We start from the raw sequence: 24,963 nt of genomic DNA, 5'->3' as shown, positions 1-24,963 counted from the left end.
GATGGTTCAACGGTTGGGGGGCGACGCCGCTCGCGCGTCGATCAGCCGGGCCAGGTCGGCCAGGACCGGTTGCCGGGTGAGGTCTTTCATGGTCAGCAGGCGGTCGAGCCGGATGGCGAGCCGCACCGCGGTGAGAGAGGTTCCGCCGCTGTCGAAGAAGTGGTCGTGGCGGCCGACCCGGTGCCGCGGAACGCCGAGCACCGAGGCCCAGGCAGCGGCAAGGCGCTGCTCCGTGGGTGTGCGCGGTGGCTCGCACGACTCCGAGCCGGTGGCATCGCCGGCGCCGCGGGACCGGATGTCGTCGAGCCCCGTGGCGAGCGAGGCCAGGGCCTTGCGGTCGACCTTGCCGTTCACGGTCAGTGGCAGGTCACTGCGCCAGTGGAAGTCCGAAGGGATCATGTAGCCGGGCAGCCGTCTGCCCAACCGGTCGCGCATGTCGTCGTCCGTGAGCGGCGGCTCGCCGCAGCAGAAGGCCACCAGGCGGCGGCCCCCGTCGCCCTGGGCGACCGCAACCGCACCGGTGTGGACACCGGGCACCTTCAGCAGGGCGTTCTCCACGTCCTCGATCTCTATACGGAAGCCGCGGATCTTGACCTGGCTGTCCCGGCGGCCTAGGAAGTCCAGCTTGCCCCCGGGCAGCCAGCGGCCGTAGTCGCCGCTGCGGTACAGCCGTTCGCCGGTGCGGTAGGGATCGGCCGTGAACGACCGGCGGGTGCGTTCGGGATCGTTCACATAGCCGCGGCCCACACAGACCCCGCAGAAGACGATCTCCCCGGGCGCCCCGAGCGGTACCAGTGACAGGCCTTCGTCGACGACGCGGACCCGCACGTTGTTGACGGGACGGCCGAGCGGGATCCGCTCGCCGTCCGGCACCCGGTCCATCACCTCGTGGTTGGTGTCGTCCGAGGTTTCGGTGAGCCCGTAGGCGTTGACGAGCCTGGTTCCCGGCTGGGCGGCGAACCAGCGCTCCACGAGCTCCTTCTTCAACGCCTCACCCGTGACCGACACGCATCGCAGGTCCGGCAGCGTGCGCGGGCACCGCTCGAGGAACGACAGCACGGCGTCCAGGTAGGAGGGCACGGCCTGCAGGACGTTCACCCGGCCCTCCGCGACGGTGTCGAGGTAGCGCGGGACGTCCCAGATCACCTCTTGGGGAACCAGCAGTGTCCGCCCCCCGGCCACCAGCGCCGCGAGAAGCTGCCACAGTGAGATGTCGAAGCACTGCGGCGCCGTCTGGGCGACGACCTGTCCCTTGCCGATGCCCAAGTCGTCGATCTTGGCATGGATGTGGTTGAGCATCCCCGCGTGTTCGCACATCGCGCCCTTGGGTTCCCCGGTGGAGCCGGAGGTGAAGAAGACGTAGGCGAGTTGGTCCAGGGACACGTCGATGTCCACGTTGCCGGTGGCGAGCGTCTCCTCGTAAGCCACCTCGACGAGCACGGTCCGCACCTCGGGCAGCATGTCCACGGCCTGGGCGAGGGTGGTGGTGCTTCCCCGCTCGGTCAGCGCCAACCGGCATCCGGCACGTGAGAGCATGCGCGCCATCCGATCGGCGGGGAAGTGCGGCTCGACCGGCAGGTAGACACACCCGGCCTTGAAGACCCCCAGAACGGCGGCCGCCCAGTCCGGGTCGCGCTCCGTCACCACCGCGACGACGTCCTCGCGCCCCACTCCACGCCCGAGCAGGGCCCGCGCCACCTTGTTGGCACGCTCGTTGAGTTCCGTGTACGTCCACCGCCGTGACCCGTGCACCAGGGCGACGGCGTTCCCGTCGTCCCGGACGCGCTGCTCGAACAGCTCATGGACACAGCGCCGCGGCAGCTCCCGCCGTGGACCGGCGAGCGCCTCGAGCTGGAAACGGATCTCCGGGCCGGACAGCAGACTCCGCGCCTGGTGCGAGGCGCCCGGATCGGCGGTCATGGAGCGCAGCGCGGCCAGGTGGTAGCCCGCGATCCGCGCGGCGCAGGGGGCGTCCAGTGCGTCGCGGCGGTACCGCAACCGCAGGACGGTCCCTCCGGCGTACCGGGCGATACCGACCCGCAACACCGTGCCGGGCGGGAGATCGCATCCCACGCCGCCACCGCAGCCCTCGTCGGGGAACGGATCGAAGGAGGCCTCGCTCAGCGGTCCCGGCAGGCCCAGCTCCCGTTCGAGGTCCGCCACCGGAAAACGCCGGTGCGCCACCAGCTCCGACTCGCCACGCCGGGCTTCCCGGAGCAGGGCCTGCCACGACGGAAGGTCCGTCGTCAGCCTGCACGGCAGCGGCCGGCCGCGCGGTTCGGTGACGTAGCCCGTCGTCACCTCGTGCTCGCCGGACAACACGGCCAGTACCTTGGCGTGCGCCGCGAGCAGGACCGAGCTGACCGGCACGGCCATGTCGTGGGCCAGCCGGTGCACCGCGGTCATGGTGTCCTCCGGGACCGTCTCCTCGTGCTCGGCAACGCCCGCCACCGGCTCGGGGGACCAGCGCGGAACCGCGGTGACGCCGCCGCCGGTGAGGACAGCGCGCCAGAAGTCCGCGTCGTCGGGCGTTCCGGGCCGGCACGTACGGCCGCCGGCTTCGACGGTCATCGACCACACCTCCCCGCGTCATGGAGCCGGTCCAGCTCCCGTGCCGGATTCCCGCCCCACCACGAGTGCCGGGGGACCACCTCGCCCTTCATGAGGAAGCAGTCCGGGGCGAGCACCGCCCCGTCGCCCACCGTCACGCCGTAATGGACGAACGCGCCGACGCCGAGGGTGCAGCCGCTGCCGATCGTGGTGCCGTCGGACTTGAAGGCGCCGTCCTCCTGCGAGTGGCACTGGATGACGCTCCCGGTGTTCAGCGTGCAGGCGTCACCGATCGCCACCGTCGTCCGCTCGGTCACGTAGCAGCCGTCGTCGAAGACCCTGCTGCCGATGCGGACGCCCAGGAGCCAGGAGTCGGCCCCCAGGTCGCCGAAGAAGTGATTCTCCACCGGCACCTGCTCGACGCTCAGCAGGTCCGCCATCACCTCCGCGAGAGCCTGCTCCGGTGGGTGCGTGCCGTTCCCTTCGCACGGCGCCGACACCTGTCGGGAAGTCGCAGGTCCCACGTCGGCCGGTGCTTCCCCGGCGGGGGGTTCACCATCCGGCCGGCCGTTGCTGGTGTCGCTGCGCGTCGCGCGTGGCGTGAGCTTCGAATCCGACGTCATGACCTATATACGGAGCACGTGAAGAGAAGTATTGAGAAATCCAGATTTTCCGCACCTGTTGACCATTTTCTCATCGCCGTCGGACCGCGGCCAGCCGGGAGCCACCGGGTCAAGGCGCCTGTTCGGTGGGCAGTTCCAGGCGGATCTCATAGCCGCCGTCGGAGGTGGGACCGGAGGTGACGGTGCCCCCGAGCAGGGCGGCACGCTGGCGCAGACCGACCAGACCGTAGTGGGCACTCGGCAGGGGGAAGGGGGGCCGGGCCGGTGGGGTGTTGCTGACCGTGACGCGGACGGTGTCGCCTTCGCGGCAGGCGTGCACGGTCGCGGTGGCGCCGGGCGCGTGTTTGCGGACGTTGGTCAGCGCCTCCTGGACGGTGCGGTAGACGGCGCGCTGCAGGGCAGGCGCGAGGCCGTCGGGCAGGTCCGCCTTCAGGTGGGTGTCGATCCCGCTGGCGTCGACCAGCCGCCGCAGGTCGCTCAGCGACGGTTGCGGGGTCAGGTCGGTGGGGTGGCCGTGCGATTCCCGCAGGACGTTGACCATGTGCCGCAGCTCGTCCAGCGTCTGTACGCTCAACCGCCGGATGGTGGCCGCGGCCTCCTTGGTGTCGGCGTCCCGCGCGCCCACCTGGAGCGCTCCGGCCCGTACCGCGATCAGGCTGACCTGGTGGGAGACCACGTCGTGCATCTCGCGGGCGAGCTGTGCGCGTTCCTTGGCCAGGACGGCCTGCTCGGTCAGCCGCCGCTCGTGGTCACGCGCCCGGGAGATCTCGGCGAGACGCAGTGACAGGTCACGCCGGGCCTGTACGAGCTGGCCGAGGAAGACCGGGGCCGCAGCCGTGGCCGCGGTGTAGCCCAGGGTGATGATGGCCGACGCGTTCCAGAGATCGAGGCGCAGTGAGGGCGAGGTCGACGTCATGTCGCTGAGGGTGAGCGCCAGGGCGCAGAACACCAGCAGACGCCGGCGCCGGGTGACGGTGGCGAGCGTGTACAGAGCGGCCAGAGAGGCGAAGATCGCGTCCGACAGCAGGACGGACGGCAGGGTGAGCACGAAGGTGAGCATCGGCAGGCGCCGGCGCAGCACGAGTACGCAGGCACCGAGCAGGGCGAAGGCCAGACGCACCGGCGAGCCGGTGTCGACGTTGACCCACACGTCGACCAGTGCTGCCCCGATCAGGGCGGCCTCACGCGACGCGTCGACGAGACGGCGGGACATCATCCCGGCTCCAGGTCCCGGGGCCACTTGAGGAGCCCGGCGCGTTCGGCGAGCAGGGCGGCCTGCACACGGCTGCCCACCTCCAGCTTGCCGAGGACGGCACTGACGTGGTCCTTGACCGTGCCGGTGCTCAGGTGCATCCGGGCGGCGATGTCGGCGTTGGACAGTCCCTCGGCGATGAGGACGAGTACGGCGCGCTCGCGGTCGGTCAGCCGGTCCAGGCCGCGGGCGGCGCGTTCCTGGCAGCCGGCCTGCAGGTAACCGTCCACGACCGTCCGCGTCACCTTCGACGACAGAACGCAGCCGCCGTCGGCCAGGGCACGCACGAGGAACGGCAGCTCCTCCGGATCGGTGTCCTTCAGCAGGAAACCCGACGCGCCCGAGCGCAGGGCCGTGACGACGTACTCGTCCATGTCGAACGTGGTGAGCATGGCCACCACGGGGGGCTGCCGCAACCGGAGCAGACCGGCCAGCACCGTGAGCCCGTCGACGTCCGGCATACGGATGTCCAGCAGCACGACGTCGGGGAGTGTCTCCTGGGCCGTCCGGACCGCCTCGCCACCGGATACCGCCGCCGCGACCTCGATGTCGACCGCGGCGTCGAGGATGCGCTGGAAGCCCGTCCGGATCAGGGCCTCGTCGTCGACCACCAGTACCCGGATCACGCGTGCTGCATTGACCATCGGATCACTCTCCGATTCGTACCACGGTGGCGGGCACCCCGCAGTCCCCGCCACCGGGACCGTCCGGGTGGCGGGGGTCCCCCCCGCCACCCGGCGGGAACATTTCCGGCCCCCTGCGGGATGGTGGTGGACCCGTCCGCGGCGAACCCTGGACAGGAGCACAGCGGAGCACGCGGTCGGCGCGGACCACCACGCTCCCTTACCGGCAGGACGTGAGCAGGACGGCTGATCGGCACCGATGTCCCGGCGCCGCACCCGCCGGTGTCACCGGCCACAGAGGAGGGCAGTCGCATGACGATCCGCCTGACACTTGTATGCGGGCACACCGTGAACGGGACCACCGACGAGGTCTTCGGTCACGGCGCTCTCCTTGACGGCGACCTGCGGGAGGCCGGCGTCGGATGGTCGGCGACTCCTTCCCGCTCGTCGGCCGTGCGGTCGCCCTCCCCCTGCTGTGCGATGACCGCGTCGGCTCTCGGACTCGGAAACACAGTGGATCCGGCACTGCGTGACATCGACTACGGGTCGTGGCGTGGTCGCACGGCGGCAGAGGTCGCCGCCGCGGACCCGCACGGGTTCAGCGCCTGGCTCACGGACCCGGATGCCGCGCCGCACGGCGGCGAATCCGTACGTCAACTGTGCCACCGGGCCGCGCACTGGCTCAACAGCCTGACCCACCAGACGGGCAGTGCCGTGGCCGTCGCCGAGCCGGCCGTCGTCAGAGCCCTGCTCGTCCACGCCCTCTCCGCACCGGCACGCGCCTTCTGGAGAACCGAGGTACCGCCCCTGTACATCTTCTCCCTCACCTGGCGCGACGGAGCGTGGAGCGTCCGGCCGGCCGCCGACGCCCTGCCTGGTGGCGCCGTGCGTCATCCCGCTCCCCACCACGCCGACCACCCCAGGCGGACGGCCGTCCATCGCGGACCGCACCGCGTCCACACCAGGCGCGACGTCGCCGGGCAGCGGCCGTCACACTAGACGGGTGACAGCGGCCGTGAGGGGGCGCAGTACAGCGGTGCCCGCCTGCACGAGTGCGGATACCGGCGGTGGCACCCAGCGGGTGAGCTCGCTGCGCAGGGCTGGGTCGAGCTCGATGGTCACCCGGACGTATCGGGTGTGCAGCCGGGTGACCTTCGTCTGCTGGGGCGCCGCGGCGTGCGGTTCGCGCTGCAGTGCCGCTCGGTAGGTGTTCTTGCGCTGGTTCACCTGGTGTCCTGACGCTTGATGAGCTCGTCCGCGAGGTCCATGTACGCCGAGCCCTTGACCTCGACGGGGCTGCCGAACGACTGGGCGTACAGGTCGAGCCGCGGAATGTGGGTGGACAGCACGTCGAAGCCGCGTTCGCCGAGAGCTTCCCGGGCGTCGGCATCGGGTCCGGTGCGGGTGGCGTCCGGGCGGTTGGTGCGGTTGAGCAGGACGGCGGCGCGGGCCGGTTCGGCCCGCAAGGACTGCATGTCTCCCATCTCGCCGCCGATGGGCGCCATGCGGTCCAGTTCGATCGGGGCCGGAGTCACCGGCACGATCCACTCGCCCGCGTACCGCATGATGCTGCGGGAGATGTGCGCGTGGTCCTCCAGTTGCGGGGCGTCGAAGACCACCGCCTGCCGGTTGCCGAGGAAGTCGTTCACCCGCCGGTGCACGTCGCCCACGGGAAGGGCGACCACGGGAAACGGAAAGCCGCCCGCCAGTTCACTCCAGCGCAGCGCGGAGGAGGCGGGGTCACTGTCCACCAGCAGGGGTGGGATGCCCGACTCGTGAAGGGCGTGCGCCAGCCAGACCGCGCTGGTGGTCTTTCCCACGCCGGGTTTCAAGTTCACAAAGGCATAGCTGAGCAACACGAGAGCCGACGCTATCGGCCGTGAGTGGCCGGCCGTGGTTGGCGCGGCACACGGTCTCACCGTTCACCCTGTGGCGTCGGTGACCCATTCCAATGGGCTAACTTGCGGGCATGACCATGCTGAAGGCCGCCTCCGCGAGTGTCGACGCGATGCTCGAGGATCTGAGGACCCTTGTCGAGATCGAGTCTCCCTCCCGCGCTCCGGAGGCGTTGCGGGCATCCGCCGCCGCGGTCGCCGCTGTCATCGAGCATCGCCTGGGCGGGCGCGCCACCCTGGTCGAGAGCGAGGCCGGGCCGCATGTGCACTGGTCGGGCGGCGGCGAGCCCAAGGTGCTCGTCCTCGGTCACCACGACACGGTCTTCCCGCTCGGCACCCTCGAGCGCCGGCCGTTCACCGTGGCGGACGGCCGGGTGACCGGCCCCGGCGTCTTCGACATGCTGGGCGGGCTGGTGCAGGCCGTGCACGGTCTGGCGCTGCTCGACGACCTCTCCGGCGTGGAGATCCTGGTGACCGCCGACGAGGAGGTCGGCTCTCCCTGCTCCCGGGCCCTCATCGAGGAACGGGCCCTCGCCTGCGGTGCCGTGCTCGTGTTCGAGGGTGCGGCGGACGGCGGAAGGCTGAAGACCGGCCGCAAGGGCTGCGGCACGTTCGAGGTCTCCGTCACCGGACGGGCCTCACACGCGGGTCTGGAGCCCGCGGCCGGGGTGAACGCACTGATCGAGGCGGCGCACCAGGTACTCGGCATCGCGGCGCTCGGCCGCCCGGAGATCGGTACGACCGTCACCCCGACCGTCGCCTCCGCCGGTACCCAGGCCAACGTCGTCCCCGCGCAGGCAACCGTGTTCGTCGACGTCCGGGTCGAGTCGGCCGAGGAGAAGGAGCGCGTCGAAGCCGCCTTCGCCTCCCTCACTCCGCACCTCGACGGGGCCCGGATCTCCGTCCGGGGGTCCGTCGGCCGGCCTCCGATGCCCGAGTCGGCGTCGGCCGAGCTCATGGCGCTTGCCCGGCGGCTGTTCCCCGGCATCGAGGGCACCGCGGTCGGCGGCGGCAGCGACGGCAACTTCACGGCCGCGCTCGGGGTGCCGACGCTCGACGGACTCGGAGCCGTCGGCGGCGGAGCCCACGCCGACCATGAGTTCCTGCTGATCGACACCATGGCCGAGCGGGCGAACCTCGTGGCCGCGCTCGTGGACGCCATCCGGGCCACCCCGGCTCCTGCCGTGGCGGCGGAAGACACGCGGAACCGGGACCGGGTGGTAGCGGCCGAGCACCTCCTCGATCGCCCCTAGGGGTGTCGTGTGGATCATGCCGTGGTCGCGGGGTCTGGCCCGCACATCTGCGTCGTTGTCGTCGGTTGCCGGCTCCCCGGCTCCCCGGCTCTCGGCTGTGCTCGAGCGGGGACCATCGTCGACGCCCTCTTCCGCCTTGCAGCTGGACGCTCCCCACACACGAACCGAGCTCGCGCGAGGCACCCCCCACATTTTCCCCGCTCACCAGCGCCGATGAGGCATCGCGCGTTTCCTGGACCTGATCCGCCGGACAGGCCCTGGCCGAGGCGTCCCCGTCACCGGCCGCGACCGGCGACGAACGCAGGGGAGGGAACCGGCATCATCGCAGTGCCGCCGTCACCAGCCCGCGGATCTCCTGCACGGACACGCTTCCGCCGCTCACCAGGCGGTCGAAGACCAGTCCGTCCACACACGTCAGCAGCGTGACGGTGCGGGCGTCGGCGTCCGCGACGCCTTGCGCGGCCAGGAAGTCGTGCACGACCTGCCGACCCGCGTTCCCGCGTGGCACGAGGATCTCCCGCAGCTCAGGATGACGGACGCTCTCGATGGCGCACGCGTACCGCGCGAGAGAGCGCCGCCGTCCGTCTCCCGTGATCCGCCGTTCGACGAAGGCGGCGATCCCGGCCACCAGCTCCTCGGCGTTCCGTGGTGCCGGCGTCCGGTTCCCGGTCTCCTGGAGCTCCGCCTGATCGAGCGCGACCAGGCGCCGGACCAGCGCGGTGAGCAGCGCCTGGCGGGTGCGGTAGTACGCGGATGTGGTACCTGGGGGCAGGCCCGCCGCCCGGTCCACCGCGCGGTGCGTAAGTCCTCGTATCCCGCTGTCGGCGAGCACTCCGATGGCCGTGTCGGCAAGAACGGTACGTCGATCGTCAGGCACCCCCTATTTCTACACCTGTAGAGGCAGGGAGTAGCCTCTTCTACATCTGTAGAAAGCCCGTCGCGGGACGGTGGGAGAGGGGCTGGGAATGGACGGCAGCGCGGTGGTCGTCGGGGGCGGCATCGGGGGACTGGCCGCGGCCGTCGGCCTGCGCCGGATCGGCTGGGAGGTGACGGTCGTCGAACGTGTCCGCGTCCTGGCGGACGTGGGCGCGGGCATCTCGCTGCACGCCAACGGCATCCGCGCCCTCGACTTCCTGGGCGTCGGCGAAGCGGTGCGCGCGGCCGCCCGGCCCCAGTACACCGGAGGCACTCGCACCCCCGGCGGCCGATGGCTGGCCCGGATGGACGGGCTCGTGCTCGAGCGTGAACTGGGCACGCCGATCGTCGGCATTCCCCGGGCCGCGTTGCACCGCTCGCTGCGCGAGGCTCTGCCTGCCGCGAGCCTGCTCACCGGGACCGAAGTGGCATCCGTCGACTGCTCGGAGCCCGGCCGGCCGCGGGTGCCGCTCACGGACGGCGTCCTGGAAGCGGACCTGGTCGTGGCGGCCGACGGAGTGGACAGCCGGCTGCGCGCCCGGTTGTTCCCCGGCCACCCGGGAGCCGTCTACAGCGGGTCGACGGTCCTGCGTGCCGTCACCGAGCATCCGGTGCCCCTGCCCACCGACTTCGAACTGACCTGGGGCAAGGGCGCCGAGTTCGGCCACGTCGTCTTCACCGACGGCCGGGCCGAATGGCACGCGGTACTCAACTCGCCGCCCGGCACACGGCATGCGGACGCCCTCGCCACGATGCGCCGCCGCTTCGGCGACTGGCACGATCCGATCCCCGCGTTGCTGGACGCGACCCGGCCGGACGCCGTCCTGCACCACGACGTCCACGAGCTCGCGACCCCCCTGCCCGCCTTCGCGGACGGCCGGATCGTGCTCGTCGGTGACGCGGCACACGCCATGACTCCGAACCTGGGCCAGGGCGCCTGCCAGGCCTTGGAGGACGCGGTCGCACTCACCGCCGCGCTCGCCACCGAGCCCACGGTCGAATCGGCCCTGGTCCGTTACGACGCCGAGCGCCGCCCGCGCAGCCAGTCCGTGGCCCGGTCCGCACGCCGGGCAGGCCGGATGGGCCAGCAACTGACCCACCCCCTGGCCGTAGCACTGCGCAACACGGCGCTCCGGCTGGCCCCCTCCCGTGTCACCACCCGGGCCATCCTGCGGCATGCCGACTGGACACCGCCGACCCTGGGCTGACCACGGCCCGTCACGTGCGACCGCGTGGGGCCGTGCGCTGGTAGACGGTCCCGCCGGGTGCGTACCAGCCCGCCTTCTTCCGGACCGCCGGGCTCGGGTCCCGGGCGTGTGATGCCTCCAGGGCGGTGGCGGCGCGAGCGTCGCTGTGGGCGAACTTGCCGACGAGTTCGGCGGCCATGGCCCGGACGTGCGGATCGGGGTCGGAGGCCAGATGACGCAGTGCCGGTTCGAGGACCCGGTCCGCTCCCGGTGCGCAGGTGTCGCCCTTGCAGCGGTCGCACGCCAGGGCGTGGAAGGCGGAGATCCTGACCCGGGCGTCGGGATCGTCGGCCATGGCGATGAGCTCGCCCATGGAATCGGTGTCGACCATGTGGTCGAGGAGGCGGCAACAGCCCTCACGGACCGCCGGATTCTCATGGCGCAGGCCGGTGCGGATGGCTCCCGTGGCGGCCGGACCGCGCCGCAGGAGCGCGTGGTAAGCCGCGACCGCGCGCTGCGGGTCGCCCAAGCAGGAGACCAGGGCTTCGTTGTCGGTTTCGGCGAATCCGAGCATGCCCTCAGTCTCGGGCAAGGGCGGGAAGCCCGGCAAAGCGATTTCCCCCCGGAGCGGGAGGAACGCACCCCACGCTCGGGATGCCGTGCCGGCGACCGGTTTCGTTTCCGGATCTTGGACACGGGCACCCGGCGCCGGACAAGGCCGTTGCCGAAGACTCCGCGTAGAGGCACCATGCACCACCAGGCCGACGAGGAGAACGGCTCGTCCCCGCTGATCTCCTCCGAACCCGAACCGGACTTCTCCCGGCAGAAGCAGGATCCGCCAGGCCTCGAGGCGGACATGGAAACCAGGCCCCGCTACCGGGCCGAGCGTTACAAGGCCGCGGGCAAGCTGACGGGCAGGACAGCGCTGATCACCGGAGGGGACTCCGGCATCGGCCGCGCCGTGGCGCTGCTGTACGCGCGGGAAGGGGCCGACGTGGCGATCGTCCATCTGCCCTCCGAACAGCCCGACGCGGAGAAGACCCGGAAGCTGGTCGAAGAGCAGGGCCGTACGTGCCTGTTGCTGCCGGGGGACCTGCGCGACGCGGAGTTCTGCCGTGAGGTCGTGGAGCGTTACCCGGCAGGAGCTGGGCCGGCTGAACATCCGGGTCAGCAACGCCGCCTATCTCAACAGCAAGCTGCGGCTGGAGCAGTTGACGGCCGAGGACTGGGGCCGGACGTTCAAGACCAATGCGTACGCCTACTTCCACCTGGTCATGGCTGCGCTGCCGTACCTCGGTGAGGGCGAGGCGATCATCGCCACGGCGACGGAGGAAGCGCTCAAGGGCAGCACCACCATGATCGATTACGCGGCCGCCAAGGCGGCGCTGATCACCTTCACCAAGTCCATCGCCCCGCACCTGGCGAGCCGGGGGGTGCGTGCGAACGTCGTGGCCCCCGGCCCGACTTGGACGCCTCTCAACGCCGCCGACCCGCACATGCCCCCGGAGGACCTCGCGCAGGTGGGCAGCGAGACGCCCGTCGGCAGCCCCGCACAGCCGGAGGAGACCGCCCCGACCTGTGTCTTCCTCGCCTCGGACGCGGATTCGAGTTACATCACCGGGGAGGTCATCGCCGTGACCGGTGGCGAGACGGACACCCGCTGATCGAGCGGGAGGACTCCGTGGTGAACGGACGCCGGCTCGGTGTCCGCCGCGGTCGGCGTCGGTGCGGGGCACAGTGCCCAGCGGGTGAGGGTGGCGACGGCCTCCGCACGGTCGGTCGGGCTCAGATCGGAGATGCCGACACCGTGGTTGGCCCCGGGCGCCCACAGCATGCGGGAGTCCCGTGTACCGGGGTGGAAGTGTTCGGCCACGGCGGGATCCTGGCCGCCGTTGACGAACAGCAGACGACTGCCATGACGGCGGACCCAGTGGTCGATGTCGGGCATGGCCCGGGCATCGACGGGCATCGCGATGTCACGGGGTACGAACGTGCGGGGCTCCATGGCGTCCCGGTACCGCAGCAGGCCGTCCAGGTGGCGCGTGGGCACGTCGAAGTAACCCATCTGCGTCCCTAGTTGGTAGAAGTACGGGATGTAGCGCTGCACGGTCGTGTCGGCGTAGAGGGGCAGACCGGCGACGTCGTCCAGCCATGCGTACAACTCGTCGGTGCCGGCGTCCGGGCCCGGGATCTTCGCGCTGTCCGCGGCCGTGCCGTACTGCCAGAACATGAACGGAGCGCGCAGGACGGCGATCTCGAGCGCCTTGTCGGCGCTGCCGACGATACGGAAGGCCGTGTTGTGGGCGGCCGCCCACGACTCGTAGCGGGCGACCAGTTCCGTGCGGCGGACCAGGATGTGCCGCTGCGCCGCCCGCAGGGAGTCGCGGATGGCCGCCGTACCCACGGTGTCGAGGAAACGGACGTAGGCGGAGTCCTCACGGTCGTCGACGTTGTTCGGGGCGGAGTAGGCCACGGTGCCGTCCACGTCGTGGGGGTGGAAGCGGCGGTGGTAGACGCTGGTCATACCGCCCTTGCTGCCACCGGTGGAGATCCACGCCCCGGTGTACAGCCCGCGGAAGAGGCTCACCACGCGGTGGTGGTCATCGGCGGCCTGCCGGACGGTCAGATGGGAGTAGTCGAGCGTGGCCGGGCGCGAGGTACCGAAGAAACGGTGCTCGACCTGGATCTGGTTGCCGCCCAGCAGCAGGGTCGGTTCGGCTCGCCTCGGCGTGAGCACGGCCTCGTAGCCGGTGGTGAAGAGAACGGTGGGCCGGTCGGTGGAGGTGTGCAGCAGGGTGAGTCGCTGTTCGAACGCTCCGGCCGCCGGGTTCCGGTGGTCGACGGGCTGGCGCAGACCGAGGATGAAGAACCGGTACCCGGGCTCGGCGCCCGGCCGCTCCTCGACGACCCTGAGTCCCGGCAGGGCTCGCAGGGCCCTCAGGACATCGTCCTGGTCCTGGCGTACCCCTCGCGAAACCGCTGCCCTCGCGGGTGCCGCGGTCACGGTCGCGTAGCCCGCGGCCAACGCGCCCGAAGCCAGCAGACGCCGCCTCGTCCAAGCACACATCGTGAAACCTTCCTCGCCATGAGCCGCTGACGGCTTCAGTACAGCCTCCTCACGGCCCGGAAAGATCCCTCGGGCGAGGGGACCGTCTCCCCCGTGCGTGGGATCAGCCCGCGCCACTACCGTCTTTCCCGGGTGCACCGGTGACCGGGCAACGGACGAGCATGGGGGCTCGGACCCCGGGTAAACGGTTCGGCGTAATCCACGTGATCGCGGGATAAGGGGAAGACTCCTGATGCTCATGGCACACCCTGCCGTCCTCCGGAACCTGATCGAGCAGTACGACGTGCTGCGCATGCTGCACGCCGAAGAAGGCAGCCCGGAGGTACGGCGCCGGATGGACGACATCGCGTACACCCTGTGTGTGGCCACGGGCACCCGCGACATCGACGCCGCTCTCATCGCCGCGCGCCACCGGCTGCCCGGCGCGCGCCCGCAGGACGACTCGCTGCTCCCCACCTGAGCGGGGCGCCCGGGCGGCGCCGCTCGGCAGGAAGACCGCGGCTCTCGGCCAACCGGCCGCAGCACGCCCGTTCATCCGGGTCAACGAGCGAGGCTCCGCTCGGGCGTCGTGCGCTTCAGCGGCCCCCGACTGTGATCATGAGCCCCTCCGTGTAATCGATCGACGAGGACCTCCAGGCAGTGAGGCCGATGTGCCGCCGCCGTGTGGTGCTCGTGGCAACACGCTGTGGGTGATCTCGTGAACTGGTTGACCTCGCTGCCGGCGGTGGTGCTGGTTGTCGGCGGGCTCCTGCTCGCTCTGCTCGTCGCGGTCCTGGCGCGGATCGCCGTCCGGGCACTCGTACCGGCCGCGGAACACGACCGGGTACCGCAGATCGTCACGCCGCTCATGCCGACACTCGGTGCCGCCTTCGCGATCTACGCCGCGCTCACCCTGGCCAGCGAGGCCGGCTATCTGCGCGCGGCGGAGGGGTTGGTGAGCGATGAGGCGGCCGCGGTTTCGCGTCTGGCGTGGGCGGCGACGACTCCGCGTGTCGATACGCAGCCGATCCATGCGGCACTGCTGGACTACTTGCGGGCCACGCGGGCCAAGGAGTGGGAGGGCGCGGCAGCGGCGTCCGGCGACGACGCGGCAACCGGCACCGCGATCGCGCGGCTGGAGCGGAGCGTGCGCAGCGAGGCGGCGCGGCCCGAGCTGGGCAGTCCTACCGCAACGGAGCTGCTGGCTTCCCTGGACGCTGTCACCAGCAGCCGTCGCGCCCGCATCGCGGCCGCCTCGCGCGAAGTCCCCCTGCTCTACATCGTCGTACTCGTGGTCGGCGGACTGGCCTTGATCGTGAACGCGGGCGCGCTGGTCTTCCGCAGCAGTCTGCGCACGTCTGCGCTCATCGCCGGCATCGCGAGCGTGGTCGGGCTGAGCCTGGCGTTGCTCTTCGCGCTCAGCGGGCCCTGGAGCGGACCGTTCATCGTCAGCGGGCATCCGCTCGACGTCATCATCGGGGATCTGAAGACTGGTTTCTTCGGTCACGGGTCGTAGGCCGAGGGGCAGGGTGTCCGCACCCGTCTGCCGGTCAGGCCGGCCCGGCTGTCCGACGAGCCGTGGTCAGGCCTGACTGCCGCCGAGCCCGTCGCGTACGAGTCCCAGCACCTCGTCCTCGGAAAGCCCCAGGGCACGGGCCTCGGACACGAGCGAACGCACCTGCTCCATGAGGCGGGCACGGGCCGGAGTGCCGGCGAGCACCACCGCCCCGCGTCCGCGGCGCAGCTCGATCAGCCCTTCGTCGCGCAGCCGTTGGTAGCCGCGAAGGACGGTGTGCAGGTTGACGCCGAGCGACTCCGCGAGGGCACGGGCCGGCGGCAGCCGCTCGCCCGGGGCCACCTCGCCGTCGGCGATGGCCCGCCGGGCACCTGCGGCGATCTGGTCCCCGAGCGGTACGGACGACCCGGGGTCCACGCGGAACAGCACGTCAGCGCGCCTCTCGCCGGGTGATCAGAGTATTGAGCAGGGCGGCCGCGGTGGACGCGTCGTCGACGGTCACGGCGAACTCCCGCCCGCCCGCCCGTCGTACGACGAGCGCCTGGCCGGAGCGGAGGATCACCCCCGAGGCGCCGGGGCGGATCCGGTAGCCCCAGCCGCCGAAATCCCCGAGGGCGCTGACGTCCCGGTGCGATGCCTGGGTGATCGCGTCCAGCGGCAGCCGGATCCGGGGCCAGGGGAGCGGTCCCGGCGTCACCGTCAGCCCCTGGCGGCCCACGGTGACGTGCAGCCGGGCGAAGCAGAGGCAGAGCAGGCCGCCCGACAACAGCGGACAGACGGCGAGCAGCCCCGCTACAGGGACCAAGGCGAAGCCCCCGGCCGTCAGCACCAGGCCCGTGATGCCGAGCGGCCAGGAGCCGGTCATGCGTGCCCAGGCGGCCAGCTCACCGTCGGCCAGGTCGAGACGTCCGTCCTGTGCGGGCGAGGGCGCCGGTTCCACGGGCGGGAGGGTACGGGCGGCCAGCCGGCCCGCCCCGGCGCACGCCGACGCCACACCGAGTGCGATCGCCAGATGCCATGGGGGGAGCCGGACGGCGGAGACATCGTCGTACGCCCCGTGGTTCACCAGCTGTACGGAGGCGAGGAGCGAGCCCATCAGCCCGGCGACGCCGTACGCGGTCACGAGGAGCCATGGGTCCCCCGTCCTGGCCCGGGCCGAGGAGACGGCCATGGTCCCGGCGACCGCGGTGAGCAGCACCGCGCTCACCGTCATGAAGACGCCGCGGCCGGTGTATCCGTCCGCTTCTCCGGCGAGGGTGAAGTGCGTTGCCATCCGGTCGGGCAGACGGCGGTGCGCCACGGTGAACAGGGCGATGTTGACGGCCAAGGCGCAACCGTAGGGGAGGGCGGCGAGGACCGGGCCGCGGGCGGAGCGCTTCACAGGGACTCCTGACAGTCGCAGTTGTTCGCAACATACTAGAACAACTCGTGAGGGCTTGAACAGGTGGCACGTTCTCTGACTATAGTCAGAGAATGGATGCGGGACAGATCGACCAGGTGCGGCGCTTCAACCGCACCGTCACCGAACGCGTGGGCGTGCTCCACGACCACTACCTGGGCCGCGACCGTCCGGTCGGCGAGGCCCGGCTGCTCTGGGAGATCGGCGAGCGGGGGCGGGACGTGCGGCGCCTGCGTGAGCGTCTCGGGCTGGATTCCGGTTACGTCAGTCGACTGCTGCGTTCCCTGGAAAGGGACGGCCTGGTGACGGTCGAGCCGCAGAGCCAGGACAAGCGGGTGCGCACCGCGCGGCTCACCGCAGCAGGCCGGGCGGAGCGCGCCCTGCTGGACGGCCACAGCGACGAGCTGGCCGGTTCCCTGCTCGGGCCGCTCAACACCGAGCAGCGCGCCCGGCTGGTCGCGGCCATGGCCGAGGTCGACCGCCTGCTGACCGCGTCGACCGTCGCACTGGACGTCGTCGACCCGGACCACCCGGACGCCAGGCACTGCCTGCTGTCCTACTTCGCCGAGCTGCAGGAGAGCTTCGACACCGGCTTCGATCCGGCACGCAGCCTGCTGCCCGACGCGGGTGAACTCCGGCCGCCGCACGGGCTGTTCCTGCTCGCGAGGCTGCACGGCGAACCTGTCGGCTGTGCGGGGCTGAAGCTGCCGCCGGGATCGTCTTTGGCGGAGGTCAAGCGCATGTGGGTGGCGCCCCGGGCCAGAAGACTCGGCCTCGGCCGCCGGTTCCTGACCGAACTCCAGGCGCGGGCCGCCGAGCACGGACGCGAAACGCTGCGCCTGGACACCAACAAGGCGCTGGGCGCCGCGATCGGCCTCTACCGTTCCTTCGGCTTCCGGGAGGTTCCCGCCTTCAACGACGAACCGTACGCCCACCACTGGTTCGAGAAGCGGATGACTGCATCGCCGTCGGAGACGGCGCCCGGGGCGGCGGAGGCCGACAGGACCGATCCGGTGTGAGCAGCCGGACGGGACGCGGTGGACTGCTCGGCCGGCCCCGCGCGGCGGAGAGCCGCTGGACCCGCGGCGAGCCCGGAGGCCGCCGTCGACGTCAGAGCCGGAACACCCTCGCGACCTGCTCGGCGAGATCGTCTTCCGTCATCGTCGTCTCGACACGGACGGCCCGCAGCCGGAGACGCGTGGTTTCCTCATGGAGGCGTCTTGTGAACATGTGATCACGTTCGGCGATGTTGCGGCCGGCCTTCGCCGGATCGCTGGTCGTCCACACGAAACCCTCCCCGGGCGCGCCTCGACTGCGGATGGCGGCCCGGCGGAAGTCGGGGGTGGGAAGGAGCCAGACGGCGTGCTCAGGGGCGGCGAGCAGAGGCTTCACCAGGTGCGGCAGCAGCCGGAAGCCCTCGACGATGACGCATGGCTGCTGCGGCAGGCGGAGAAGGTCCTCGACGATCAGGTCGAAACCCTCGCCTCGAAACCAGTGGAACGTCTCCAGCATGACGTGCGGGGACCGGTTCACCCAGCGCTCGTCCATGTCCATGGCCATGAACGCGTGCAGGAAGGGCGCCTGCTCGGGTGTGGTCCGCCCGGCGTGGTCCCGCATCACGTCGTCGGTCGAGTAGAGCCGCCACCCGTGGCGGTCGGCGAGCCGGCGGGCGATCGTCGACTTGCCCGCACCGCTCCCGCCGCCGATCCAGTAGACGTGCCGTAGCCGTGCCGCAAGCTCTGCGGCGCCGGTCACCTTTTCGGACTGTCCGGGCTGCATACCTCTCCCATCCGGCACCGCGACCGCGTCCCGAAAAGAACCGCGGCAGCTGGTTCAGGCCAAACGCAGCGTAAGTGCCTGCCTGGCCGATATGGTGTCCGCCGTCCGGCCACGCGCGTAGAGGGACGCGCCGTCGATCATGACGAGGTGAGAGACCTTTGTGAAGGTCGTCAAATACCGTCTGCTCTACGCCCGTTGACTGTGTGGCTGCTGATACGATCATCCCAATTTTAGTGGGCTGACGGCGCGTCATACACGCGTACGCGGAACAGTCTCTAGGGCCCCATCGCGAAGGAGTAACTGTTGGTCCGCCGGCGGTCCGCGGCCCCATGGGGCCGAGACACCCCGGGGTCCCGTCAACGGTCAGGCTCCCGACGCGAGGCGACTTGAAGAGAGTCTCATGACGTCATTGATCGAGGATCCACTCCTGTGGATCTTGCTTGTCGTGCTCATCGCTGCGGTCTTCGCAGTGGTCCGGGCACGAAGAACGAACATCAAACTCCGTGCGCACAACGGCAGTCTGCAGTCCAACCTCGCCGTGGCGCAGGCTCAGAACGGCCAGATGCAGGCGGCGCATGCCGGCCAGATCGCCCGGCACGCGAACGAACTCGAGGAGGTGCGACGGGACTCCGAGTCGGCGACCAAGGCCACCGTGAAGTCGGCGGCGGGAACGCTCTCCACCCTCGCTGAGGAACTCCTGGCCACGCTCGACGACCTGCAGCAGAAGTACGGCGACGACAACGAGGTCCTCGCCGACCTGATGAAGGTCGACCACATGGGCAACCAGTTCGCCCGCCGGACCAAGGGCATCTCGGTGCTGTGCGGCGGCTGGCTGGGACGGCGCGAGCACAACGCCACCGTGTACGACGTCGCTCGCAGTGCCCAGGGACGCATCCGCGACTTCGGGCGCGTCACGGTCCACTCGCAGGCCAACGTCTCCATCACCAGCAAGGCGGTGGAACCCGTGGCCATGGTGCTGGCCGAGTTGCTGGACAACGCGACCAAGTACAGCGCCCCCGGCACCCCCGTCGAGATCAACATCCAGTCCGTTCCCACGGGCGTGTGCCTGATCGTGGACGACGCCGGTCTGGGCCTGGACCCCGAGACCGAGGCCAGGGCCATGAGCCTGCTGTCCGCGGAGGGACCCGTGGACATCACCAGCCTGGGCGAGCCGCCCAAGTTCGGCTTCGCCGTGTGCGGCATGCTCGCCGCCCGCTACGGGTTCTTCGTCTCGGTCGACAAGGTCTCTCCCTACGGCGGCGTACGGGCCGTCCTGCGCGTGCCCGAGAACCTCCTGACAGCGGATGCCCCGGAGCCCCAGGCGGCCACGTACGTCAGCCTCGACGAAGCACCGGTCACCCCCGCGCCGACCCCCGTGCGGGGACCGTCGCTCGTCGTCGGGCACACGACCGGCGGTCTGCCCCGGCGCAGACGGCGGGCCGTGGTCGAGCAGCCGACCGCCAAGCAGGCACCCGAACCGGTGCAGCACAGCGAGGAAACGGCAACGCGTCTCGGGGCTTTCGCACGCGGAACACAACTCGGGCGGGTATCGGACATCGAGGAAGGAAACCAGTGAATCCCGACCTGTCGTGGGTGATGGATGACGTGCTCGAGGTGCGCGGGGCCCGCCACGCCATCCTGGTCTCGGCCGACGGACTGCTGATGCAACGCTCCAGGGACATCCTGCGCGACGACGCCGAGCGGAACGCCGCCGCCATGAGTTCCATCCAGTCCCTGTGCCGGAGCGTCGCGCCCTTCGTCGGCGGCGGAAAGGGTGTCTGGAAGCAGACACTGATCGAGTTCGACGGTGGATGGATCTTTCTCATCGCCGGGGGCAGCGGCTCCTACCTGGCCGTCTCGGCAGCGCTGGACGTCGACATGGAGGCGATGTCGATGCGGATGCAGAAGACGGCGAGCGCGATGAAGAGTGGGCTGAGCGCCATGCCCCGCCTCAACACCGGTGCTGACGCATGACCAGGCCCGGCGAGGACGCTCCGGTCACCAGCGACTTCGTCCGTTCGTATGTCATCACCGGCGGCCGCAGTCTTCCGGCTGAGGACCGGCTGGCGCTCCACACACTGGTCCAACTGGCACCCGGCCGGAGCCTGCCGCTCGGCGCCGGCCCCGAGGTGCGGGCCATCTGGGAGCTGTGCGCGGGCGGTTACCTCTCCGTCGCCGAGGTCGCCGGCCACCTCGGGCTGCCGGTCGGTGTGACCCGTCTTTTGCTGACCGATTTATCCGAACAGGGTCATCTCCTGCAGCGGGCCGCACCGGCTCGCGCCCAGCACGTCGACAGAGCGATCCTCCTGGAGGTCCTGCATGGACTGGAAAACCTCAACATCGGCTGAGCCCAGGGCGAACGGCTCCATCTACGTGTCGGAAGAAGTGCGCACCGCCGCGAAGATCCTGGTCGTGGGGCATTTCGCCGTGGGCAAGACGACTTTCATCGGGTCCTTGTCGGAGATCACTCCGTTGCGCACGGAGGAGAAGATGACGAAGGCCTCCCTGCACGTCGACGACCTGCGGGGCGCGCCGGACAAGGTGACCACCACCGTGGCCCTCGACTTCGGCCGTCTGACCCTGAGCAACGAACTGGTCCTGTACCTGTTCGGCACTCCCGGTCAGCAGCGCTTCGTGCAGCTGTGGGAGGACATGGCCCGCGGCGCGCTCGGCACCCTTCTACTGGTCGACCCCGCGCGTCTGGAGGAGTCGTTCCCCGTGATCGACCTGATCGAGAAGTACGGCCTCGACTACGCGATCGCCGTCAACACCTTCGAGCAGGGCCAGCACTTCGACGCCGAGGAGATCCGCGAGGCGCTCGATCTGCTCCCCGACACACCTGTCATCCACTGTGACGCCCGCGACCAGCAATCCTCCGCGCAGGCTTTGATCACTCTGGTCCGCCATCTGCTCGACCGCGCAGCCTGATCCGCCATCTTCGGCCCGGACCCAGTCGTCCGGGCCTGCAAAGGACTCTGACATGGACGTTTACCACACGGGCGCCTCCCACCCGGCCAGATGCCCGATGTACGACGGCACCTTCGCCGCCGACCCGCAGAAGGTCTACGACCAGATCAGGGAGCACGCCCCGGCCGGTCCGGTCGAACTCGCTCCCGGTGTCGACGCCACGCTGATCGTCGGGCACGAGATGGCCCTGCGGGTGCTGCAGAACACCTCGCTCTTCGCGCGTGACGCACGCCGCTGGGCCGCGCTCAACGAGGGACGGGTCCCACTCGACAGCCCCGTCCTGGCGATGATGGGCTACCGGCCCAACTGCCTGTTCACCGACGGTGCCGTGCACCTGCGGCTGCGCAAGGCGGTCACCGAGAGCCTCGACCGCCTCAATGTCACGCGGATCCGCCGCGACGTCGAACCGATCGCCGCCTACCTGATCGACAAGTTCAGCGAGCGGGGCCACGCGGACCTGATCCACGACTACGCGAAGCTGCTCCCGTTGCTGCTGTTCAACAAGCTCTTCGGCTGCCCGGCCGACATCGGCGACACCGTCACCAGTGCGCTGTCCGCCATCTTCGACGGCAGAGACGCCATGCGCGCCAACGAGGACCTCACCGCCGCGCTCATGGAGCTGATCAGTCTCAAGCGCCGCGAGCCGGGGGACGACATGACCTCGTGGCTCATCCAGCATCCCGCCGGGCTCAACGACGAGGAGCTGAAGGACCAGTTGGTGATGCTGATGGGGGCAGGCGTGGAACCCGAACGCAACCTCATCGCCAACGCGCTGCTCCGGCTCCTTTCGCAGAAGGGCGGCGACGGGCGCAGCATGCAGATCGACGAGGCACTCGACCACGTGCTGCTGAACGACCCGCCGATCGCCAACTACGCCACCCACTATCCGTTGCGCGATGTCGACCTCGGAGGCGTGGTGGCCGAGGCGAACACCCCTGTCGTCATCAGCTTCGCCGGTGCCAACCGCGACCTCGCCCTCACCGCGGCCGGCCAGGGAGACAGCAGGGGAGCCCATCTTTCCTGGGGGGCCGGGCCGCACGCCTGCCCGGCGCGGGGCGCCGCCCAGGTCGTCGCGAGCACTGCGATCGAGCAGCTTCTCAACGCGCTGCCGGACGTCTCCCTCGCCGTGCCCGTTCACGAACTGCAGTGGCGCCCGGGACCGTTCCACCGGGCGCTGGCCGACCTGCCCGTCCGGTTCAGCCCGACTCCGGCGACCCGAATGGCAGCGGCACTTCCGCCCGCCACCCGGCAGCCTGCGCCCCACGGCGTCCGAGCGCCCGAGGCGGCCGCCGCGACTGACCGGACTCCGGCGAAGAAAGGGATGTGGAAGCAGTTCCTGGATCTGTTCCGCGTGTGAAGCAGCGCACCTGACCGAAGCGACGGCCGTTCCAGGCCGTGGATGACGGCTTTCCGCGACACCCGGCCGTCCCGCCTCGCCACCGCACCCGGCCCCGCCGCGGTCACACCCTGTGGTCCGCGTGCGGGGCCGCGCGCACCGCCCCTCCTCCGACGGCCGCTCGGGTGCGGCATTTATCACCCAGGAGCGCTGAGACGCCACCAGCCCCGGGCGAACTGCCTGTACGTCCCCTTACGTACTACCCGGTGCAATAGGGAGCGGACGGGGAGAAATCAACCGGAGGGGATGCTTCCGCAGCAAATCACGCGCGTAAAGCACCTCAAACCGAAAAGTCGGGTCTCGTAAACCGGCAGGGGGCGTGATCGGCCTAACAGGTGTCAGGCTTTCGTGTCGGCATGGCCGTTTGAATGCGAGGGTATGTACGACTGGCCGATAATGTGTGCTATTGCGAGAGGGAGTCACCTTGGTGTCCACTGCAGCAACTGCTGCCGTCGATCGGAGGGAGGTGGTCTCGCTCTTCGCCCGTTTACGTACAAGCAAGGGCCAAGCTGATCCGTTGCCTGCTTATGAGCGGCTCATGAACATGGGGGAAGTTTTTCCAGTACCGTGGGGCGGATATCTGGTCACTTCCTACCGTCTGTGTCACCAGGTGTTGCGAGACAAGTTCTGGAAGGTCCCGGACCGCGGATGGCGTACCGGTCAAGCCGATGCGGCTCGGTGGAGTTCTCCCGCGTCGTTGCAGATGAGTGTTTCGCTGCCGATGCTCAACCCTCCCGACCACACGCGCAGGCGGAGATCGCTGGGCAATCTGTTCCACCAGGACTCACTCGCTGCGCTTCGTCCGTCGATAGAGACCACGGTGGAGCGATTGCTCGATCGGTTCACCGACCGACTGCGTCATGACCCAGCCGATTTCGTCAGCCTTGTCAGTGAGGAACTCCCCGTCATCACCATAGGCGAATGGATGGGAATTCCCTCAGCCGATTACGGACTCCTGCGTTCTCTCACCCACGACCAAGTGCACACACAGGAGCTCTTTCCGACGCCGACTCAGCTGGCTCTCTCCGACACCGCGACTGGGCGACTGCGCCATTACTTCACCGATCTCGTCGAGGAGCGTCGCAATGCTCCCGGCGATGATCCGGTCTCGTCCTGGCTCAGCACCTGGGACGGGCTCGAACCCACCCGCAGCGTCGCTGATGAAGCCGTCCTGTCGCTGGCGATCTTCATGATCCTCGCTGCGCTGGAGACCACCTCCTATGTCCTGTCCGGTGCGGTCCGTCTCCTCCTCGAGCATCCGCAGCAAATGGACTTGTTGCGCGGACATCCTGAATCGATACCGGACGCGATCGAGGAGGCGCTGCGCTACGACGCACCGATTCACATGATCAGCCGCGTCGCGTCCGCGGACACGGAACTCGGTGGGATGCCGGTACCAGCGGGCGGGATGCTGATGCTCATGGTCGGTGCCGCGCACCACGATCCGGCCCGGTACGCCGATCCCGAGGTCTTCGACGTGCGCCGGCGGACCAGGGCCCAGGAGCACCGTCATCTGAGCTTCGGCGCAGGCATCCACTACTGCCTCGGCAGCGCTCTGGCCCGGCTCGAAGCCGAGGTGCTGCTCACCTCACTGCTCAAGCGCCCCGAACGCCTTCGGCTCAGCGCTCCCCCGCAGTGGGCGGCGCGGGTGGCCTTTCGGCGCCTGACCTCACTGCAACTGGCCCTCGCGTGACCTACCGACGGACATCAGGAACGGTAAACGGAATCGCCATGTGGAACGAGTACAAGAGTCTTCGCGTAACCGACGAAGGGAAACTGCTCCGGGTGCAGCTGAACCGGCCGGAGGCCGGGAACGCGATATCCGGAGAGGTCCTCACCGAACTTCTCGAGGTGCTGACGGCGCTCGAGGACGACCGGACGATCCGCGTGATGGTGCTGTCCGGCGCCGGAGATCACTTCTGTCAGGGAGGAGATCGCTCCGAGTTTCCCGAACTGCTCGCCGAGGATCTCTCGGGGACCGCGCTCCGCGCACTCGCCACCAAGGCTCAACGCGTCTGTGAGGCCCTCTCGAGGTCAGGGGTGGTGACCGTCGCACAATTGCACGGCGATGTCATCGGGGCGGGCCTGGGTCTTGCGGTCTTCTGCGATCTGCGTGTCGGGGCGGAGAGCTGTCGCTTCCGCATGCCGGAGGTCGGGCTCGGGGTCCCGCCGGCCTGGGGCGGAGTTCTGGACCGCCTTCCCGCAGAGGCCGGACAGGCCTGGGTGCGCCGTCTGCTGCTGACAGCAGAGGAGTTCGACGCGACGAGGGCGGAACGGCTTTCCATCCTGCACGAGGTCGTGCCCACCGGCGATCTGGAGGACGCCGTCGCCCGGTTGGTCAAGCCGCTCGTCCGCCGGGACCCCACCACCATGCGCATCACCAAGGCCATGCTGGCCGCACGCGCCAACGCGGCGCAGCTCTCCGTCGGTGGCTACTACGACGCGGAGCTGCTGACGGCGGCGGTCACCAGAAGGTGGGCCGTGCGGGGTCAGTGACGGTGAACCGTGTGATGCGCGGCATTGTCGGCGACGCCGCCGGCCCCTCACGATGAGGCCGACCAC

General features: G+C 70.1%; 25 protein-coding genes and 2 pseudogenes. 15 read left to right on the top strand and 12 right to left on the bottom strand.

Annotation, left to right across the window (positions count from 1 at the left end; translation table 11 throughout):
- Nucleotides 1–6: 6 nt before the first annotated feature.
- The 4 genes and pseudogenes from ACWC21_RS09005 to ACWC21_RS08990 form a co-directional block, all read right to left on the bottom strand.
- A complete protein-coding gene (locus ACWC21_RS09005) occupies nt 7–2,571 on the bottom strand; it encodes a non-ribosomal peptide synthetase (RefSeq protein WP_450879642.1) in 2,565 nt (854 codons plus the stop codon).
- Nucleotides 2,568–2,915: pseudogene (locus ACWC21_RS09000) on the bottom strand (DapH/DapD/GlmU-related protein); the annotation flags it as partial. The gene ACWC21_RS09005 and the pseudogene ACWC21_RS09000, both read right to left, overlap by 4 nt.
- A 367-nt stretch (nt 2,916–3,282) precedes the next feature.
- Nucleotides 3,283–4,389, bottom strand: coding sequence for a sensor histidine kinase (locus ACWC21_RS08995; RefSeq protein ID WP_450879640.1), 1,107 nt, complete (start codon nt 4,387–4,389; stop codon nt 3,283–3,285).
- Nucleotides 4,386–5,051, bottom strand: coding sequence for a response regulator (locus ACWC21_RS08990; protein WP_450879844.1), 666 nt, complete (start codon nt 5,049–5,051; stop codon nt 4,386–4,388). The genes ACWC21_RS08995 and ACWC21_RS08990 overlap by 4 nt, the downstream gene beginning before the upstream one ends.
- A 309-nt stretch (nt 5,052–5,360) precedes the next feature.
- Here ACWC21_RS08990 and ACWC21_RS08985 point away from each other — a divergent pair, with 309 nt between their 5' ends.
- Nucleotides 5,361–6,047, top strand: a complete 687-nt coding sequence (locus ACWC21_RS08985; RefSeq protein WP_450879638.1) for a histidine phosphatase family protein — start codon at nt 5,361–5,363, stop codon at nt 6,045–6,047.
- Here the strand turns inward: ACWC21_RS08985 and ACWC21_RS08980 are convergent.
- Both ACWC21_RS08980 and ACWC21_RS08975 read right to left on the bottom strand, forming a co-directional pair.
- Nucleotides 6,039–6,275, bottom strand: coding sequence for a hypothetical protein (locus ACWC21_RS08980; protein ID WP_450879636.1), 237 nt, complete (start codon nt 6,273–6,275; stop codon nt 6,039–6,041). The genes ACWC21_RS08985 and ACWC21_RS08980 overlap by 9 nt on opposite strands.
- The gene (locus tag ACWC21_RS08975; protein ID WP_450879634.1) at nt 6,272–6,886 is read right to left on the bottom strand and encodes a nucleotide-binding protein; all 615 of its coding nucleotides are present in this window, start codon (nt 6,884–6,886) and stop codon (nt 6,272–6,274) included. The genes ACWC21_RS08980 and ACWC21_RS08975 overlap by 4 nt, the downstream gene beginning before the upstream one ends.
- Nucleotides 6,887–7,017: 131 nt before the next feature.
- On the opposite strand from ACWC21_RS08975, the gene ACWC21_RS08970 reads away from it, so the two are divergent.
- Nucleotides 7,018–8,196 (top strand): M20 family metallopeptidase, encoded by a 1,179-nt coding sequence (locus tag ACWC21_RS08970; RefSeq protein WP_450879632.1) that lies wholly within the window; start codon nt 7,018–7,020, stop codon nt 8,194–8,196.
- A 319-nt stretch (nt 8,197–8,515) separates the two neighbouring features.
- On the opposite strand, the gene ACWC21_RS08965 is transcribed toward ACWC21_RS08970, so the two are convergent.
- Nucleotides 8,516–9,073, bottom strand: a complete 558-nt coding sequence (locus tag ACWC21_RS08965) for a TetR/AcrR family transcriptional regulator (RefSeq protein WP_450879630.1) — start codon at nt 9,071–9,073, stop codon at nt 8,516–8,518.
- Between the two features lie 88 nt (nt 9,074–9,161).
- Here ACWC21_RS08965 and ACWC21_RS08960 point away from each other — a divergent pair, with 88 nt between their 5' ends.
- Entirely contained in the window at nt 9,162–10,319 is a 1,158-nt protein-coding gene (locus ACWC21_RS08960; protein ID WP_450879628.1) for an FAD-dependent monooxygenase, read from the top strand.
- Between the two features lie 10 nt (nt 10,320–10,329).
- Here ACWC21_RS08960 and ACWC21_RS08955 read toward each other — a convergent pair whose 3' ends face one another.
- On the bottom strand, nt 10,330–10,872 hold the full coding sequence (locus ACWC21_RS08955) for a HEAT repeat domain-containing protein (RefSeq protein WP_450879626.1): 543 nt from the start codon (nt 10,870–10,872) through the stop codon (nt 10,330–10,332).
- 174 nt (nt 10,873–11,046) lie between these two features.
- On the opposite strand from ACWC21_RS08955, the pseudogene ACWC21_RS08950 reads away from it, so the two are divergent.
- Both ACWC21_RS08950 and ACWC21_RS08945 read left to right on the top strand, forming a co-directional pair.
- Nucleotides 11,047–11,376: pseudogene (locus tag ACWC21_RS08950) on the top strand (SDR family NAD(P)-dependent oxidoreductase); the annotation flags it as partial.
- 37 nt (nt 11,377–11,413) lie between these two features.
- Nucleotides 11,414–11,962, top strand: coding sequence for an SDR family oxidoreductase (locus ACWC21_RS08945; RefSeq protein WP_450879624.1), 549 nt, complete (start codon nt 11,414–11,416; stop codon nt 11,960–11,962).
- Here the strand turns inward: ACWC21_RS08945 and ACWC21_RS08940 are convergent.
- Entirely contained in the window at nt 11,908–13,365 is a 1,458-nt protein-coding gene (locus ACWC21_RS08940) for a S28 family serine protease (RefSeq protein ID WP_450879622.1), read from the bottom strand. The two genes, ACWC21_RS08945 and ACWC21_RS08940, sit on opposite strands and share 55 nt — an antisense overlap.
- Nucleotides 13,366–13,597: 232 nt before the next feature.
- Between ACWC21_RS08940 and ACWC21_RS08935 the strand changes: the two genes are divergently transcribed.
- Together ACWC21_RS08935 and ACWC21_RS08930 are read left to right on the top strand one after the other, a co-directional pair.
- Nucleotides 13,598–13,825 carry a DUF5133 domain-containing protein gene (locus tag ACWC21_RS08935; RefSeq protein WP_450879620.1) on the top strand — a complete coding sequence of 76 codons (228 nt, stop codon included), beginning with the start codon at nt 13,598–13,600 and terminating at the stop codon, nt 13,823–13,825.
- A 237-nt stretch (nt 13,826–14,062) separates the two neighbouring features.
- Entirely contained in the window at nt 14,063–14,860 is a 798-nt protein-coding gene (locus ACWC21_RS08930) for a bestrophin-like domain (protein ID WP_450879618.1), read from the top strand.
- A 66-nt stretch (nt 14,861–14,926) separates the two neighbouring features.
- Here ACWC21_RS08930 and ACWC21_RS08925 read toward each other — a convergent pair whose 3' ends face one another.
- Together ACWC21_RS08925 and ACWC21_RS08920 are read right to left on the bottom strand one after the other, a co-directional pair.
- A complete protein-coding gene (locus ACWC21_RS08925) occupies nt 14,927–15,289 on the bottom strand; it encodes a GntR family transcriptional regulator (RefSeq protein ID WP_450879616.1) in 363 nt (120 codons plus the stop codon).
- Nucleotide 15,290: 1 nt separating this feature from the next.
- Nucleotides 15,291–16,241: a DUF1648 domain-containing protein gene (locus ACWC21_RS08920; RefSeq protein ID WP_450879614.1), complete on the bottom strand. Its 951-nt coding sequence runs from the start codon at nt 16,239–16,241 to the stop codon at nt 15,291–15,293.
- A 92-nt stretch (nt 16,242–16,333) separates the two neighbouring features.
- Here ACWC21_RS08920 and ACWC21_RS08915 point away from each other — a divergent pair, with 92 nt between their 5' ends.
- On the top strand, nt 16,334–17,278 hold the full coding sequence (locus ACWC21_RS08915; RefSeq protein ID WP_450879612.1) for a bifunctional helix-turn-helix transcriptional regulator/GNAT family N-acetyltransferase: 945 nt from the start codon (nt 16,334–16,336) through the stop codon (nt 17,276–17,278).
- A gap of 91 nt (nt 17,279–17,369) precedes the next feature.
- On the opposite strand, the gene ACWC21_RS08910 is transcribed toward ACWC21_RS08915, so the two are convergent.
- A complete protein-coding gene (locus ACWC21_RS08910; protein ID WP_450879610.1) occupies nt 17,370–18,038 on the bottom strand; it encodes an AAA family ATPase in 669 nt (222 codons plus the stop codon).
- Between the two features lie 400 nt (nt 18,039–18,438).
- Here ACWC21_RS08910 and ACWC21_RS08905 point away from each other — a divergent pair, with 400 nt between their 5' ends.
- The 7 genes from ACWC21_RS08905 (at nt 18,439) to ACWC21_RS08875 (ending at nt 24,897) form a co-directional block, all read left to right on the top strand.
- Entirely contained in the window at nt 18,439–19,614 is a 1,176-nt protein-coding gene (locus ACWC21_RS08905) for an ATP-binding protein (RefSeq protein ID WP_450879608.1), read from the top strand.
- The gene (locus tag ACWC21_RS08900; RefSeq protein WP_450879606.1) at nt 19,611–20,012 is read left to right on the top strand and encodes a roadblock/LC7 domain-containing protein; all 402 of its coding nucleotides are present in this window, start codon (nt 19,611–19,613) and stop codon (nt 20,010–20,012) included. The genes ACWC21_RS08905 and ACWC21_RS08900 overlap by 4 nt, the downstream gene beginning before the upstream one ends.
- Entirely contained in the window at nt 20,009–20,386 is a 378-nt protein-coding gene (locus ACWC21_RS08895; protein WP_450879604.1) for a DUF742 domain-containing protein, read from the top strand. Before ACWC21_RS08900 ends, ACWC21_RS08895 begins: the two co-directional genes overlap by 4 nt.
- Nucleotides 20,358–20,966: a GTP-binding protein gene (locus ACWC21_RS08890; protein ID WP_450879602.1), complete on the top strand. Its 609-nt coding sequence runs from the start codon at nt 20,358–20,360 to the stop codon at nt 20,964–20,966. Before ACWC21_RS08895 ends, ACWC21_RS08890 begins: the two co-directional genes overlap by 29 nt.
- A 52-nt stretch (nt 20,967–21,018) precedes the next feature.
- Nucleotides 21,019–22,362 carry a cytochrome P450 gene (locus ACWC21_RS08885; protein WP_450879600.1) on the top strand — a complete coding sequence of 448 codons (1,344 nt, stop codon included), beginning with the start codon at nt 21,019–21,021 and terminating at the stop codon, nt 22,360–22,362.
- A gap of 466 nt (nt 22,363–22,828) precedes the next feature.
- Nucleotides 22,829–24,094, top strand: coding sequence for a cytochrome P450 (locus ACWC21_RS08880; RefSeq protein WP_450879598.1), 1,266 nt, complete (start codon nt 22,829–22,831; stop codon nt 24,092–24,094).
- A 92-nt stretch (nt 24,095–24,186) separates the two neighbouring features.
- The gene (locus ACWC21_RS08875) at nt 24,187–24,897 is read left to right on the top strand and encodes an enoyl-CoA hydratase/isomerase family protein (RefSeq protein ID WP_450879596.1); all 711 of its coding nucleotides are present in this window, start codon (nt 24,187–24,189) and stop codon (nt 24,895–24,897) included.
- Nucleotides 24,898–24,963: the final 66 nt, after the last annotated feature.

Source organism: Streptomyces sp. NPDC001348 (genome assembly GCF_053597535.1).
This window is presented reverse-complemented; position numbering and strand designations above follow the sequence as displayed.

What these genes read in the sequence shown, in the direction of transcription:
- ACWC21_RS08960 (WP_450879628.1), top strand. Translation starts at nt 9,162, where the DNA reads ATGGACGGCAGCGCGGTGGTCGTCGGGGGCGGCATCGGGGGACTGGCC.
- ACWC21_RS08915 (WP_450879612.1), top strand. Translation starts at nt 16,334, where the DNA reads ATGGATGCGGGACAGATCGACCAGGTGCGGCGCTTCAACCGCACCGTC.
- ACWC21_RS08935 (WP_450879620.1), top strand. Translation starts at nt 13,598, where the DNA reads ATGCTCATGGCACACCCTGCCGTCCTCCGGAACCTGATCGAGCAGTAC.
- ACWC21_RS08940 (WP_450879622.1), bottom strand. Translation starts at nt 13,365, where the DNA reads ATGTGTGCTTGGACGAGGCGGCGTCTGCTGGCTTCGGGCGCGTTGGCC.
- ACWC21_RS08970 (WP_450879632.1), top strand. Translation starts at nt 7,018, where the DNA reads ATGACCATGCTGAAGGCCGCCTCCGCGAGTGTCGACGCGATGCTCGAG.
- ACWC21_RS08905 (WP_450879608.1), top strand. Translation starts at nt 18,439, where the DNA reads ATGACGTCATTGATCGAGGATCCACTCCTGTGGATCTTGCTTGTCGTG.
- ACWC21_RS08955 (WP_450879626.1), bottom strand. Translation starts at nt 10,872, where the DNA reads ATGCTCGGATTCGCCGAAACCGACAACGAAGCCCTGGTCTCCTGCTTG.
- ACWC21_RS08910 (WP_450879610.1), bottom strand. Translation starts at nt 18,038, where the DNA reads ATGCAGCCCGGACAGTCCGAAAAGGTGACCGGCGCCGCAGAGCTTGCG.
- ACWC21_RS08895 (WP_450879604.1), top strand. Translation starts at nt 20,009, where the DNA reads ATGACCAGGCCCGGCGAGGACGCTCCGGTCACCAGCGACTTCGTCCGT.
- ACWC21_RS09005 (WP_450879642.1), bottom strand. Translation starts at nt 2,571, where the DNA reads ATGACCGTCGAAGCCGGCGGCCGTACGTGCCGGCCCGGAACGCCCGAC.
- ACWC21_RS08885 (WP_450879600.1), top strand. Translation starts at nt 21,019, where the DNA reads ATGGACGTTTACCACACGGGCGCCTCCCACCCGGCCAGATGCCCGATG.
- ACWC21_RS08985 (WP_450879638.1), top strand. Translation starts at nt 5,361, where the DNA reads ATGACGATCCGCCTGACACTTGTATGCGGGCACACCGTGAACGGGACC.
- ACWC21_RS08890 (WP_450879602.1), top strand. Translation starts at nt 20,358, where the DNA reads ATGGACTGGAAAACCTCAACATCGGCTGAGCCCAGGGCGAACGGCTCC.
- ACWC21_RS08995 (WP_450879640.1), bottom strand. Translation starts at nt 4,389, where the DNA reads ATGATGTCCCGCCGTCTCGTCGACGCGTCGCGTGAGGCCGCCCTGATC.